A 13,493-nucleotide genomic window follows, 5' to 3' on the forward strand; every position below is an offset into this window, starting at 1 on the left:
TGCAGGGATCGAACATTTTCGACCCCAACAAATTCAGGAGCATCACCAGCTTATTAAAGACCGAGGTTTATTCCTTCAGGAATTCCTGCGTCAATGCAGACCAATATGCGATCCCTTTGAGTATGATTGCATCATTAAAATCATAGCCGGGGTTGTGTACCATGCAGCTATTTTCCCCCTGGCCGTTACCTAATAATAAATAACTGCCCGGGCACTGGTTCAGCATAAAGGCAAAATCTTCGCTGCCCATCAGCGGTTCCGGAATATCAATCACCTGCTGCGGATGACTTTCACCCATTAAATTTTGCGCCACCTGTTTGGCAAAGCGGGTCATCTCCGGTTGGTTGACCAACACGGGATAGGTGTGATCATAGTCAATATCGATCCTGGCACCATATGACGCCGCCTGGGCCGCCACTAACGTCTTGATTCGCTCTTCCAGCCATTCCCTGACCTGCGGATCCAACGCACGCACGCTTAACTTTAATACCGCTGAGTCCGCGATGACATTACTGGCCATGCCTGACTGGAATGAACCTACGGTGATCACGCCCGGTTCTTGCGCCCCCAGATTACGCGCGACGATCGTCTGCAATGCCATCACAATGCTGGCCCCGACGACCACGGCATCAACGGTGCCCTTCGGCATCGCGCCATGTCCCCCTTTGCCGTGGATGGTGAGGGTGACCGTATCACTGGAAGCCATAAACGCCCCCTCACCAAAGACAAATTGCCCCTGCGGGAAGCCTGGCATGTTGTGCATGGCAAAAACGGCGTCACAAGGGAAGCGTTTAAACAGGCCGTCGTCGATCATCTTCTGGGCACCGGCCAACCCCTCTTCTGCGGGTTGAAAAATGAGGTGCAAGGTGCCATCGAAACAGGCGTGATCGGCCAGATAATGTGCCGCGCCAAGCAGCATCGCGGTGTGGCCGTCATGCCCACAGGCATGCATGATACCTTCGTGCTGGCTGCTGTAAGGGAGTTGCGTATTTTCCAGGATCGGCAAAGCATCCATATCTGCCCGAATACCTAACGTGCGGGGGCTGTTGCCCCTTTTCAACGTCCCAACCAGGCCGGTGATACCGAGCCCACGTGTCACCTGATACCCCCACTCCTCAAGCTTTCTCGCTACCAGATCGGCGGTTTGTCGTTCTTCGAATCCCAGTTCAGGGTACTGATGAATATGTCGACGGAGGGTTTGGCTTTCATCGGCATAGGGTTGGAAGGCCTCTAAGTTCGGCTCACGGTGCGGCATGTTCATTACCTCCTGTCCTTGGGATTGATGTCTTGGTGCCGAAGCGGCGAGTGAATACTGCACGATTCTCCGCTGGCGCAGTCAGATATTCAGATTAATTGTTGATCAAATATACCGTCTTCTTTGCCGCTGTCCGTGGGATTTTTCGTGACCAAGACCGCAAAACAAACACTTGATTAACTTATCATTAACAATTAATGGGTATTGCAGAGACGTTCGAAAGGAAGGCGTTTTTGGCGGGGCGGCCATAAGGCTGCGTCTGATTGACGCAGCCTGGCGGAGTCAGACTTTGCTTTGACCTTTTTTCATCGTGTCTTTCAGCTGGTTTATCAATTGACCACGGAAATCACCCAGTTTTGGCTTATCGCCTTCTAACCAGGGTAACGGGCGGCACAGTTCCATGGCCTTGATGCCCAACCGCGCCGTCAACAAACCGGCCCCTATCCCCTGCGCGGCGCGCGCAGACAAGCGCGCCGCAATATCCTGCGACATCCAGTCCATGCCCACTTCCCGCACCAGTTCAGATGCGCCAGCAAAGGCGATATTCAGCAACACCAGGCGGAATAGACGGATGCGGCTGAAATAGCCCAGTTCGATGCCATACAAGGCCGCAATGCGGTTAATCAGGCGGATATTGCGCCAGGCGATAAAGGCCATGTCCACCAAGGCCAGCGGGCTGACAGCAATCATCAGCGTCGACTCTGCCGCCGAGCGGCTGATTTCGCGCCGCGCCTGATTATCCAGCACCGGCTGCACCAGCTTGGCATACAGCGCAACCACTTCGCGGTCGTTCTGGGTTTCATGTAATGAAGCTTGCCAGCGTTGCAATGCAGGGTGCCCTTGATCCAACCCGGCCTGACGCGCCAGCTTTTCACAAAACTCGCGCCCTCTCCCCAGGCCGTGGCTGTGCAGCAGTTCCCGAGCTTCGTCACGCTCTTCAGCACGTTGGCGTAGGCGGTATAGCCTCCGCCATTCCCCCACCACCGAACCGATACCAGCGAAGACGATCAGCCCACCAGCGATCCCACCACCCAGCGCGATCCAATCCTGCTGCACCCAGGAGGTATGCACCCACTGGACACCTTGAGCCACCACGCTGACGCCAAACAGCATCAATCCGGCGTTAACCATTTTGCGCCACAGGCTGCGCTTGGGTTTCAACGCGGCGTTAACAATGCCTTCAGCGCGCCCTTCCTCTTCTTCCTGCTCCATCTCTGGCGCTGCCGGATAGAATTTCTCGGCCTGCTGTTCGTCAAACTCCAAGCCTGCGCGCAACACCGGTTCCTGTGGTGGCTGCAACGGCTCGGCAAAATCGATACGCGGTTTTAACGGCTCGCTCATCGCAATTTATCTCCCAATAAAAACTCCATCACCGCGTCCAGACGGATATGCGGTAACGGACTATCAACGCTCATCATACGTGGGCGGAACTGGTCAAAATGGAAACCTTGCTGCTGCCAGAATGCTGGACCAGGCAGGCGCGCAGGCACTTCGCCAGGGAAGACCGTCAGCGGCGCGCCATCGTCCAGACGGTGACCTTTCAATGCTGGGATCGGCTGCCCATGATGATCGACAATGCCGCTTTCGGTCGCCTGTACCGAAGCCAGGCCGACACAGTCCATGCTGATGCCTTCAAATGCGGCATTCTGCCAGGCCTCCTGCACCAGTTGCTGTAACAGCGAAACCAGATTGGCGTGCTGATCGGCGGTGATATGGTCCGCCTTGGTTGCCGCGAACATCAGTTTGTCGATGGTCGGCGAAAACAGGCGGCGAAACAGCGTACGCTTACCGTAGTGGAAACTTTGCATCAACTGGGTCAGCGCCAGACGCATATCATTAAACGCCTGCGGCCCGCTGTTGAGCGGTTGCAGGCAGTCCACCAGCACAATTTGGCGATCGAAACGCACAAAGTGCTCTTTATAAAATGCCTTGACGATCGACTGGCAATAATAGTTAAAACGGGCGCGCAGCATGCCCGCATTGGTATGTTTGTCCGCCTGCGCCAGGCGAGATTCCCCTGCCGCATCGACGTTTGGCCACGGGAAGAACTGCAACGCGGGCGCGCCAGCCATATCGCCAGGCAGCACAAAGCGCCCAGGCTGAATAAAGTGCAACCCTTCGGCCTTACAGCGCAGCAGGTAGTCGGTATAAGCCTGAGCGATCGCCGCCAGCTTGTTTTCATCCGCCGGGGCCAACGGATCGAGATCTTTGCACAATGCCAGCCAAGGCTCAGCCCAGCGCGCGCGGTCGCCCTGCAACAACCCAGCCATCTGACGTGACCAGGCCAGGTAGTCCTGTTCCAGCATCGGCAAATCCAGCAGCCATTCGCCAGGATAGTCGACGATTTCCAGATACAGCGTGGAGGTTTCTTTAAAATGGCGCAGCAGTGAATCATTAGAACGGTAGCGCAGCGCCAGACGGATTTCGCTGACGCCACGGGTTGGTGTTGGCCAACTTGGCGGATTGCCATACAGCTGCGCCAGGCCTTCGTCGTAGGTGAAACGTTGGATACCGAGGTCGCGTTGAGGAATGCGTTTTACACCCAACAACCTTTCTTCCCGCACAGGGGAAAACAGCGGCATACGCGCGCCGCTGTGAACATGGAGTAATTGATTGACCAATCCGGTGATAAACGCCGTCTTACCGCTGCGGCTCAAGCCGGTTACTGCCAGACGCAGATGGCGATCCATTCCGCGATTGACCAGCGAAGTTAACTCATTTTGCAGTCGTTTCATTGTTCTCCTTGGCATAGCGCCCGAACGCCTTGTTCAGCCCTTTGCGAAACAACGGTTCCAGCAACAGGGCCAACACGTAACGCAGCGGTTTGCGGCTGACGGTTTTCAGCAACCACGCGGTTGCCCCCGCCGGGCCATAACTCATTAGCGCTATGATGATGACTTTAGACAAGGTCTTCAACAATGCACTTACTCCCCATTTTGGTGAAGCGGTTTTTGGGGCATTAATCGCATAGGTTTTGCTCATGGTTTCTGCCCTCCGGCAAATATTGGGGAAAATGTAGGTGCAATGCCTGACCTGCGGCGTACGCAGGCCCGTGCATCGTTAAAAGAGATTACAGGTGGCGAAAGCGGCTCTGCACACCAAAGGTGTCAGACGTGACGTAACGTTCGACCTTGCGCAACTGCTCCTCTCCACTGCTCAATTCATATTCCAGCTTATCAAGCAACTGGCGCGGTGTGGCCTGATGTTCATCCTGATAACGGCTGGCTGGAGCCTCCTCAAGCACGAAGACCAAGGCGATATAGGCGACCACCGTAATGAAAAACAGCCCGAAGAACAGCGACAGCACGGCAATCACTCGGATCAAACGCACGGGCACGTCAAAATAGTGGGCAAGACCAGCGCAAACGCCCTTCAGCATGCCTTCTTCAGGCACACGGTACAGTTTTTTACTGCCTAAGGTGTTGCCCTTGTATGAACCGCTGTCGTCGTTGTAGTAAGAACGATCGCGACGATCGCCATACTTTCCTCTGTCCTGGTCTCTACGCATTACGACTGCCTCCAATTCGGGTGTTCCGCATCAAGAATGTCTTCCAACGCCTGAATACGATCGCGCATGCGTGAGGCCTGCTCCCCCAGTTGCGTCAGACGTTGCATCTCCTGATGACTCAGTTGAACGCCGCTCTGTTGCCGGTTGCTGTAATGCAACCAAAGCCAAATCGGTGCGACAAACAACACAAAGATTGTCAACGGGATGGCAAGTAATAGAGCACTCATCTCAATTCCTTCTTATTGGCCTTAGTGTGGCGGCCACGCTGGGTGGCCGCTTAAGCATTATTCCGGGCGGTTCATCTTGGCTTTCATTGCCGCCAGTTGCTCACTGATGGCATCGTCTGCCTGCAGTTCGGCAAACTCCTGATGCAGGCTTTTCTTTTTGCCAATGCTGACGCTTTCCGCTTCGGCTTCCATATGGTCGATACGGCGCTCAAACTGTTCAAAACGCGCCATTGCCTCATCCAGTTTACCGCTGTCCAGCTGGCGACGCACATCCCGTGAAGAAGAAGCCGCCTGATGGCGCAGCGTTAATGCCTGCTGGCGTGCCCGGGTTTCGGTCAGCTTGTTTTCCAGCTCGCCAATTTCACTCTTCATGCGGGCCAGCGTCTCTTCTACGGTAGCCACTTCCTGGCTCAGCGTAGCAAGCAGATCGGCCACTTTCTGTTTTTCGATCAACGCCGCACGGGCCAGATCTTCTTTATCTTTACGCAGCGCCAGTTCGGCTTTGTCCTGCCAGTCATTGATCTGGTTTTCACCCTGTTCAATGCGGCGCAGCAGCTGCTTTTTCTCTGCCAGGGCACGCGCTGAAGTGGAGCGTACTTCAACCAGCGTGTCTTCCATTTCCTGGATCATCAAACGCACCAGCTTTTGCGGGTCTTCTGCTTTATCGAGCAGAGTATTGATGTTGGCGTTCACGATGTCGGCAAAACGAGAAAAGATACCCATAATTTACTTCCTCTTGGTTCTGAAGGCGTCTGAAGCGCCGAGTTAAGTTATACAACTTGCCCAAAGAGTTAATCAAGAAGCGTGCCAACTTTTATTTCATTGAAATACAAAGGTTATTTATTTTTGACTCTCGCGACGCTTGCTGTAGAGTGAGTGTTTTCACCAAACATTGGCGAATTTCATCATGAGCGAACCGTTAGAGAACCTGTTGGGCGAGGCCAACGCCTTTGTGGAAGTGCTGGAGCAAGTTTCACAGTTGGCCAAGCTCAACAAACCGGTGCTGGTGATCGGTGAGCGCGGCACGGGTAAGGAGCTGATCGCTCACCGTTTGCACTACCTTTCCAATCGTTGGCAAGGGCCGTTTATCTCCCTCAACTGTGCGGCGCTGAATGAAAACCTGCTGGACTCGGAGCTGTTTGGCCATGAGGCTGGCGCGTTTACCGGCGCACAAAAACGCCACCTTGGCCGTTTTGAACGTGCCGATGGCGGCACCCTGTTTCTGGATGAATTGGCAACCGCGCCAATGCTGGTGCAAGAAAAGCTGCTGCGGGTGATTGAATACGGCCATCTGGAGCGCGTAGGGGGCAGCCAACCGCTGCGGGTGGATGTCCGGCTGGTGTGTGCCACCAATGACGATCTGCCCGCGCTGGCCGCCGCCGGTAAATTCCGTGCCGATCTGCTGGACCGCCTGGCGTTCGACGTGGTGCAACTGCCGCCGCTGCGCCAACGCCAGCAAGACATCATGCTGTTGGCCGAGCATTTCGCCATTCAGATGTGCCGCGAGCTGTCACTGCCGTTGTTCCCCGGCTTCAGTGAACATGCGCGTTCGACGTTGCTTGACTACTCCTGGCCGGGTAACGTACGTGAGCTGAAAAACGTGGTGGAGCGTTCCGTTTACCGCCATGGTTCAGACCAGGATGAACTTGATGAGATCATCATTAACCCCTTTGCCAAGCGTTCGGAGCCGCTTGATGATGAGGTCATCGCGCCGACCGGTGATTTACCAGCATTGCCGCTGGATTTTAAAAGCTGGCAGCACCAGCAGGAGAAAACCCTGTTGGAAATGGCCTTGAAACAAGGTCGTTTCAATCAGCGCAAAGCTGCCGATTTGCTGGGGCTGACCTATCATCAGCTACGCGGCATGTTGAAAAAGCATGCGCTGCTGCAAGGTAGCGAACCAGAGGGAAGTTAAACCGACTGGGCGATCAATTCGCGTAACCATTGATGGGCGGGATCGCGATGCGAACGCTCATCCCACAGCATTGCCAGCTCATAGCCTGGGATCTCCACTGGCGGCTCGGCAATCTGTACTTCAGGGCTGTCACGTACCAGGCGTTCAGGCAGCATAGCAACCAGATCCGTCTTGCCGATCACCGATTTCACAAACAGAAAATGCGGGACGGAAAGTACCACCCGCCGCGAAAGCCCAACCTGCTCCAGCGTGTGATCGGTGATGCCACTAAATCCCCCGCCGTTTGGCGAAACCACCACGTGCTCCAGTTGGCTAAATTGCGCCAGCGTTGGGCGAGCCGTCAACGCAGGATGACCGATGCGGCCCACCAACACATACTTTTCCTTGAATAACACGCGTTGACGCATCCCCGGTGGTGCGCAGTCCTGAGTGTGAAAGGCCAGATCGATCTCCCCCATCTCCGCCTGTCGGGCAATCTTGGTCGGTGTCAGTTCCAACACCGCCAACCGGCTGTTGGGGGCGGCCTGACGAAGCCGTGCCAATGCGGGCAACAGCACCGTGGATTCGCCATAATCGGATGCGGCAACACGCCAGGTGATATTCGCGCTAGCCGCCTCAAAAGGGCTGACAGGTGAAACGGTGTGTTCCAGCACTTCCAACGCCTGCCGCAAAGGTTCACGTAAAGCCTCGGCCCTGGCCGTTGGCCGCATTCCTCTTGGGCCCGGTAGCAGCAGAGGATCGTCGAAAAACGCTCTCAGCTTGGCCAGATGGGCGCTTACCGAAGGTTGCGACAGCGATAACCGCTCCGCCGCGCGCGTAACGTTCAATTCCATCAGTAACACATCCAACGTCACCAGGAGATTGAGATCCAGCCTGCCGAAATTACTCATGCAAATACCTGTAATCATCTAAATCAATTTTAACTATACCTGGCGCTAACCTACTCTGTTGATCTCTTTTCAGCAATGGAACTCAATGATGAATATTCTGCTGGTCTACGCTCACCCAGAAGCCCAATCGCTTAATGGCTCACTAAAAAACTTTGCGGTCAAACATCTGCAGGACGCTGGGCATCAGGTACAGGTTTCCGATCTGTACGCCATGAAATGGAAAGCCTCTTTGGATGGCGAAGACCGAACGGATAGGGATAGCACTGCCCGGTTTAATCCGGCGATGGATTCCCGGATCGCTCTGGAACGAGGAACGCAAAGTGAAGATATTGCGCTGGAACAAGAGAAGTTACTCTGGGCGGATACCGTTATCCTACAGTTTCCGCTGTGGTGGTTCTCCATGCCAGCCATCCTCAAAGGTTGGGTAGAACGCGTGTATGCCTATGGCTTTGCGTACGGGGTTGGCGAGCATTCCGATACACATTGGGGAGATCGTTATGGCGAAGGTACGCTGGCAGGGAAACGGGCTATGTTGCTGGTTACCGCTGGCGGTTGGGAGTCTCATTACAGCCCGCGCGGTATCAACGGCCCGATAGAGGATATTCTGTTCCCTATTCACCATGGCATTCTGTATTACCCCGGTTTTGATGTGCTACCACCGTTTGTGGCGTACCGCACCGATCGCTTCGACGAGGCAAAATTCCCCGATCTATGCTCGGCGCTGGGGAAACGGCTGGACGCGCTGGCCAGTACCGAGCCTTTGCCATTCCGTAAGCAAAATTTTGGCGATTATGCTATTCCACAGTTAACGCTGCGAGAAGACATTGCCCCAGGCCGCTCCGGCTTTGCGGTTCACCTGAAATAGAGGCAAAAAAAAGCCAGCACCCGAGCTGGCTAAGTAAACACTGGAAGCAATGTGAGCAATGTCGTGCCTTCCACAAAGGGCCACAAGGTGTGGCCTTCCGTGAACTGCCAAGTGATGATAATGGTTCTCAGTATCATCTGTAAAGCAATTTGTTGAGAATTTTTCTCATTACCACACTAAGCTTGGGTAATTATCCACCAGCACTGATTGCAGGGTTAGGCCGGCCCGCCAGAAAACAGCAGCAAGCTTAACCAAACCGCCGAAATTTCAGCCATTTTGCTCAAGGAATTGGGCTGTTGGTCAGAGTGCGATACACTATCGTTATTGCTTAATAACCCATGAAGCGTCTATGCGTGGTTTACCTCTTTGGATAATGTCGCTCGGCTGCCTGGCAACGTCTGCCCTGGCCGCGACACCGGCTGTGCCCAGCGCAGCACCACCGCCAGCAGACATCCGCCAGAGCGGCTTTGTCTATTGCGTGAGCGGCATTCTGAACACCTTCAATCCGCAGATGGCCAGTAGCGGCCTGACGGTCGATACCCTGGCCGCCCAGCTTTACGATCGGCTGCTGGATGTCGACCCCTACACTTACCGCCTGATCCCAGAACTGGCGGAAAGTTGGGAAGTGCTGGACAACGGTGCTACCTACCGCTTCCACCTGCGCCGGGACGTGCCTTTCCAGACCACTGCCTGGTTCCAACCCACCCGCAAAATGAACGCCGACGATGTGGTGTTCAGCTTCCAGCGGGTGTTTGACCAGAAGCATCCGTTCCACAATGTCAACGGCGGTGAATACCCGTACTTCGACAGTTTGCAGTTTGCCGACTCCGTGCAAAGCGTAAAAAAACTGGACCAATACACCGTCGAGTTCCGCTTGCAGGCGCCGGATGCGTCCTTTTTGTGGCATCTGGCGACCCATTATGCGCCGGTGCTATCGGCAGAATATGCCGACAACCTGACGCTGGATGGCACCCAGGAAATGATCGATCGTGAACCGGTCGGCACCGGCCCATTCTTGTTGAACGAATACCGTTCCGGGCAATATATCCGCCTGGCACGTAATGACGTTTACTGGAAAGGGAAACCGCGCATGCCGCAGGTGGTGATCGATATGGGGGCCGGAGGGACAGGCCGCTTATCCAAATTGCTGACCGGCGAGTGCGATGTTCTGGCCTACCCCGCCGCCAGCCAGCTTTCGATCCTGCGCGACGATCCGCGTTTACGCCTGACGCTGCGCCCAGGGATGAATATCGCCTATCTGGCCTTCAACACCCGCAAGCCGCCGCTGGATAACCTAAAAGTGCGCCAGGCTATTGCGTTAGCCATTAACAACCAGCGCCTGATGCAATCGATCTATTACGGCACGGCAGAGACCGCCGCGTCGATCCTGCCGCGCGCCTCCTGGGCCTATGATAATGATGCTCACGTTACTGAATACGATCCGGCCAAGGCGAGAGAAATGCTGCGCGAAGCTGGCGTGGGGCCGCTGGACCTGAAGCTGTGGGTGCCTACCGCATCGCAATCCTATAACCCCAGCCCGTTGAAAACGGCGGAGTTGCTACAGGCGGATTTGGCTCAGGTCGGCATTAATCTCACCATTGTTCCGGTAGAAGGCCGCTTCCAGGAAGCCCGGCTGATGGAGATGAACCACGATCTGACGCTCACCGGCTGGTCAACCGACAGTAACGATCCGGACAGCTTCTTCCGCCCGCTGCTGAGCTGTGCGGCAATCCGTTCGCAAACCAACTATGCTCACTGGTGTGATCCCGCTTTTGATGAACAGTTGCAGGACGCCTTGTTGTCACAGCAGTTATCACAGCGTATCGAGCATTATCAGCAGGCGCAGAAAATCCTCGAACAGCAGTTGCCGGTATTGCCGCTGGCCTCCTCTTTGCGTTTGCAGGCCTACCGTTATGATATTAAAGGACTGGTGTTGAGCCCGTTCGGCAACTCATCATTTGCCGGGGTGTACCGTGAACCGGCGGAGGCCGCGAAAAAGTGATTATCTTTACCTTACGCCGCATCCTGTTGCTGCTGATCACGCTGTTTTTCCTGACGCTGGTCAGCTTCAGCCTGAGCTACTTCACCCCGCGCGCGCCGCTAAACGGTGCCGCCTTGTTGGACGCCTACCAGTTCTATTTCGTCAGCCTGCTGCACTGGGACTTTGGTGTCTCCAGCATCAATGGCCAGGCGATCAGCGAACAGCTGCGCGAAGTGTTCCCGGCCACCATGGAACTGTGCATTTTAGCCTTCACGCTGGCCCTGTTTATCGGTATTCCGCTGGGTATTATTGCCGGTGTGATGCGCGGCAAGTGGCAGGATACCGCCATCAGTACCTTCGCCCTGCTGGGCTTTTCCATCCCGGTGTTCTGGCTGGCACTGCTGTTGATGCTCTATTTTTCACTGCATCTTGGCTGGCTGCCGGTGTCGGGCCGTTTCGATCTGCTGTATCAGGTCAAGCAGGTCACCGGTCTGGCGCTGGTTGACGCCTGGCTGTCTGACTCGCCTTATCGCAACGAGATGATTGCCAGTGCGCTGCGCCATATGGTGCTACCGATTGCCGCTCTGGCAGTGGCTCCAATCACCGAGGTGATCCGCTTGATGCGCATCAGCACCGACGATGTTCTCAGCCAGAACTACATCAAGGCTGCAGCAACCCGTGGCCTGTCGCGCTTTACCATTATCCGCCGTCACGTGCTGCACAACGCGTTACCGCCGATCATCCCGAAGCTCGGTCTACAATTTTCTACCATGCTCACGCTGGCCATGATCACCGAGGTGGTGTTCAGTTGGCCAGGGCTGGGGCGCTGGCTGATCAATGCCATCCGCCAACAGGACTATGCGGCCATCTCCGCAGGCGTGATGGTGATCGGCACGCTGGTGATCACCATTAACGTGCTGGCCGACATTCTGGGCGCGGCGACCAACCCGCTGAAACATAAGGAATGGTATGCCCTTCGATAACGTATACCGCGAAAAGAAAATGCCTAGCCCGCTGCTCTATACCTGGCGGATTTTCTATGGCGACACTTTGGCGATGATTGGTTTTTATGGGATGATCGGCCTGCTGCTGCTTTCCCTGTTCGGCAGCCTGCTGGCACCTTACGCCCTCGATCAGCAATTCTTGGGATATCAGTTGCTACCGCCCTCCTGGTCACGCTACGGCAACGTGTCGTTCTTCCTGGGCACCGACGATCTGGGCCGCGATATCCTCAGCCGCTTGCTGACCGGCACCGCCGCCACCTATGGTTCGGCACTGATTGTGACCATCGCCGCCGCCCTTTGTGGCGTGATCCTCGGTGTGTTTGCCGGGGTCACCCATGGCCTGCTGTCTGCGATGCTCAACCATATTCTCGATACCCTGCTCTCCATCCCTTCACTGCTGCTGGCGATTATCGTGGTGGCATTCCTCGGGCCGAAGCTGGAACACGCCATGCTGGCCGTTTGGCTGGCGCTGTTGCCACGGATGGTGCGTACCATCTACAGCGCAGTGCACGATGAGCTGGAAAAAGAGTACGTAGTCGCAGCCCGTCTGGATGGCGCTTCGACAATGCAGATCCTGTGGTACGCCGTGGTGCCGAACATTGCCGCCGTACTGATCACCGAATTCACCCGCGCGTTGTCGATGGCCATTCTCGACATCGCGGCGTTGGGCTTCCTCGATCTGGGGGCGCAGTTGCCTTCCCCGGAATGGGGAGCCATGTTAGGCGATTCGTTGGAGTTGGTGTATGTCGCACCTTGGACCGTGATGCTGCCCGGTGCCGCTATTCTGATCAGCGTGTTGCTGGTTAACCTGTTGGGCGACGGAATACGCCGTGCGATCAATGCGGGAGTGGAATAATGCCGTTACTCGATATCCGCAATCTGACGATTGAATTTATGACCGCCGAAGGGCCGGTGAAGGCCGTCGATCGCGTCAGCATGACGCTGACCGAAGGTGAAGTGCGCGGCCTGGTAGGCGAATCCGGCTCAGGAAAAAGCCTGATCGCCAAAGCCATATGCGGCGTGACCAAAGATAACTGGCGCGTCACCGCCGACCGCTTCCGCTTTGACGATATCGATCTGTTGCAGCTCAGCCCGCGTGAACGGCGCAAACTGGTTGGCCACAACGTTTCGATGATCTTCCAGGAGCCTCAATCCTGTCTTGATCCTTCCGAAAGCATTGGCCGCCAGTTGGCACAGGCCATTCCCGGCTGGACTTACAAGGGCCGTTGGTGGCAGCGCTTTAACTGGCGCAAACGGCGGGCGATTGAGCTGTTGCACCGCGTCGGTATCAAGGATCACCTCGATATCATGGGCAGCTTCCCTTACGAGCTCACCGAAGGGGAATGCCAGAAAGTGATGATCGCCATAGCGTTGGCCAATCAGCCAAGATTGCTGATTGCCGATGAGCCAACCAACGCCATGGAACCCACCACGCAGGCACAGATCTTCCGCCTGCTGGCGCGCCTGAACCAAAACAACAACACGACCATCCTACTGATCAGCCATGATTTGCAGATGATGAGCAAATGGGCTGACAGGGTTAACGTGCTGTACTGCGGCCAGACGGTGGAAAGTGCGCAATGTGAAGATCTGCTTGCCGCCCCTCATCATCCTTATACTCAGGCGCTGATCCGCGCCATGCCGGACTTTGGCCGCTCACTGCCACATAAGAGCCGCCTGAATACGCTGCCGGGAGCGATCCCCTCACTGGAACATCTGCCGATCGGCTGCCGCCTGGGGCCACGCTGCCCGTATGCGCAAAAGCAATGCATTGAAACCCCGCGCCTGCGCCCGGTGAAGAATCACCTGTTCGCCTGCCACTTCCCGCTGAACATGGAGGAGCAATAA

General features: G+C 55.7%; 14 protein-coding genes. 6 read left to right on the forward strand and 8 right to left on the reverse strand.

Going from position 1 to position 13,493, the window contains the following annotated elements; translation table 11 throughout:
• Window positions 1-67: 67 nt before the first annotated feature.
• From ACKWMY_RS05675 to pspA, 7 genes are all read right to left on the reverse strand, one after another.
• Window positions 68-1,261: a M20 aminoacylase family protein gene (locus ACKWMY_RS05675; protein ID WP_409486021.1), complete on the reverse strand. Its 1,194-nt coding sequence runs from the start codon at window positions 1,259-1,261 to the stop codon at window positions 68-70.
• Window positions 1,262-1,537: 276 nt separating this feature from the next.
• Window positions 1,538-2,596, reverse strand: coding sequence for a YcjF family protein (locus ACKWMY_RS05680; protein WP_024529301.1), 1,059 nt, complete (start codon window positions 2,594-2,596; stop codon window positions 1,538-1,540).
• Window positions 2,593-3,990, reverse strand: coding sequence for a YcjX family protein (locus ACKWMY_RS05685; protein ID WP_021806545.1), 1,398 nt, complete (start codon window positions 3,988-3,990; stop codon window positions 2,593-2,595). The genes ACKWMY_RS05680 and ACKWMY_RS05685 overlap by 4 nt, the downstream gene beginning before the upstream one ends.
• Window positions 3,971-4,237 carry a phage shock protein PspD gene (gene pspD, locus ACKWMY_RS05690; protein ID WP_024529300.1) on the reverse strand — a complete coding sequence of 89 codons (267 nt, stop codon included), beginning with the start codon at window positions 4,235-4,237 and terminating at the stop codon, window positions 3,971-3,973. The genes ACKWMY_RS05685 and pspD overlap by 20 nt, the downstream gene beginning before the upstream one ends.
• Window positions 4,238-4,325: 88 nt before the next feature.
• Window positions 4,326-4,763: an envelope stress response membrane protein PspC gene (pspC, locus tag ACKWMY_RS05695; RefSeq protein ID WP_024529299.1), complete on the reverse strand. Its 438-nt coding sequence runs from the start codon at window positions 4,761-4,763 to the stop codon at window positions 4,326-4,328.
• Complete coding sequence (gene pspB, locus ACKWMY_RS05700) at window positions 4,763-4,990, reverse strand: envelope stress response membrane protein PspB (protein ID WP_024529298.1); 228 nt, start codon at window positions 4,988-4,990, stop codon at window positions 4,763-4,765. Before pspB ends, pspC begins: the two co-directional genes overlap by 1 nt.
• Window positions 4,991-5,047: 57 nt before the next feature.
• The gene (gene pspA, locus ACKWMY_RS05705; protein WP_021182065.1) at window positions 5,048-5,713 is read right to left on the reverse strand and encodes a phage shock protein PspA; all 666 of its coding nucleotides are present in this window, start codon (window positions 5,711-5,713) and stop codon (window positions 5,048-5,050) included.
• A 184-nt stretch (window positions 5,714-5,897) separates the two neighbouring features.
• Between pspA and pspF the strand changes: the two genes are divergently transcribed.
• The gene (gene pspF / locus ACKWMY_RS05710; protein WP_024529297.1) at window positions 5,898-6,905 is read left to right on the forward strand and encodes a phage shock protein operon transcriptional activator; all 1,008 of its coding nucleotides are present in this window, start codon (window positions 5,898-5,900) and stop codon (window positions 6,903-6,905) included.
• Here pspF and ACKWMY_RS05715 read toward each other — a convergent pair.
• Window positions 6,902-7,795 carry a LysR family transcriptional regulator gene (locus ACKWMY_RS05715; protein ID WP_409486022.1) on the reverse strand — a complete coding sequence of 298 codons (894 nt, stop codon included), beginning with the start codon at window positions 7,793-7,795 and terminating at the stop codon, window positions 6,902-6,904. The genes pspF and ACKWMY_RS05715 overlap by 4 nt on opposite strands.
• 88 nt (window positions 7,796-7,883) lie before the next feature.
• Between ACKWMY_RS05715 and ACKWMY_RS05720 the strand changes: the two genes are divergently transcribed.
• From ACKWMY_RS05720 to sapD, 5 genes are all read left to right on the forward strand, one after another.
• On the forward strand, window positions 7,884-8,660 hold the full coding sequence (locus ACKWMY_RS05720; protein WP_211134683.1) for an NAD(P)H-dependent oxidoreductase: 777 nt from the start codon (window positions 7,884-7,886) through the stop codon (window positions 8,658-8,660).
• Between the two features lie 349 nt (window positions 8,661-9,009).
• Window positions 9,010-10,662, forward strand: coding sequence for an ABC transporter substrate-binding protein SapA (gene sapA / locus ACKWMY_RS05725; RefSeq protein ID WP_211134680.1), 1,653 nt, complete (start codon window positions 9,010-9,012; stop codon window positions 10,660-10,662).
• On the forward strand, window positions 10,659-11,624 hold the full coding sequence (gene sapB, locus ACKWMY_RS05730) for a putrescine export ABC transporter permease SapB (RefSeq protein WP_021806550.1): 966 nt from the start codon (window positions 10,659-10,661) through the stop codon (window positions 11,622-11,624). The genes sapA and sapB overlap by 4 nt, the downstream gene beginning before the upstream one ends.
• Complete coding sequence (gene sapC, locus ACKWMY_RS05735; RefSeq protein ID WP_409486023.1) at window positions 11,611-12,501, forward strand: putrescine export ABC transporter permease SapC; 891 nt, start codon at window positions 11,611-11,613, stop codon at window positions 12,499-12,501. Before sapB ends, sapC begins: the two co-directional genes overlap by 14 nt.
• Entirely contained in the window at window positions 12,501-13,493 is a 993-nt protein-coding gene (sapD, locus tag ACKWMY_RS05740; protein ID WP_021806551.1) for a putrescine export ABC transporter ATP-binding protein SapD, read from the forward strand. The genes sapC and sapD overlap by 1 nt, the downstream gene beginning before the upstream one ends.

The organism is Serratia sp. J2 (genome assembly GCF_046269175.1).
Lineage (GTDB): Bacteria > Pseudomonadota > Gammaproteobacteria > Enterobacterales > Enterobacteriaceae > Chania > Chania fonticola_C.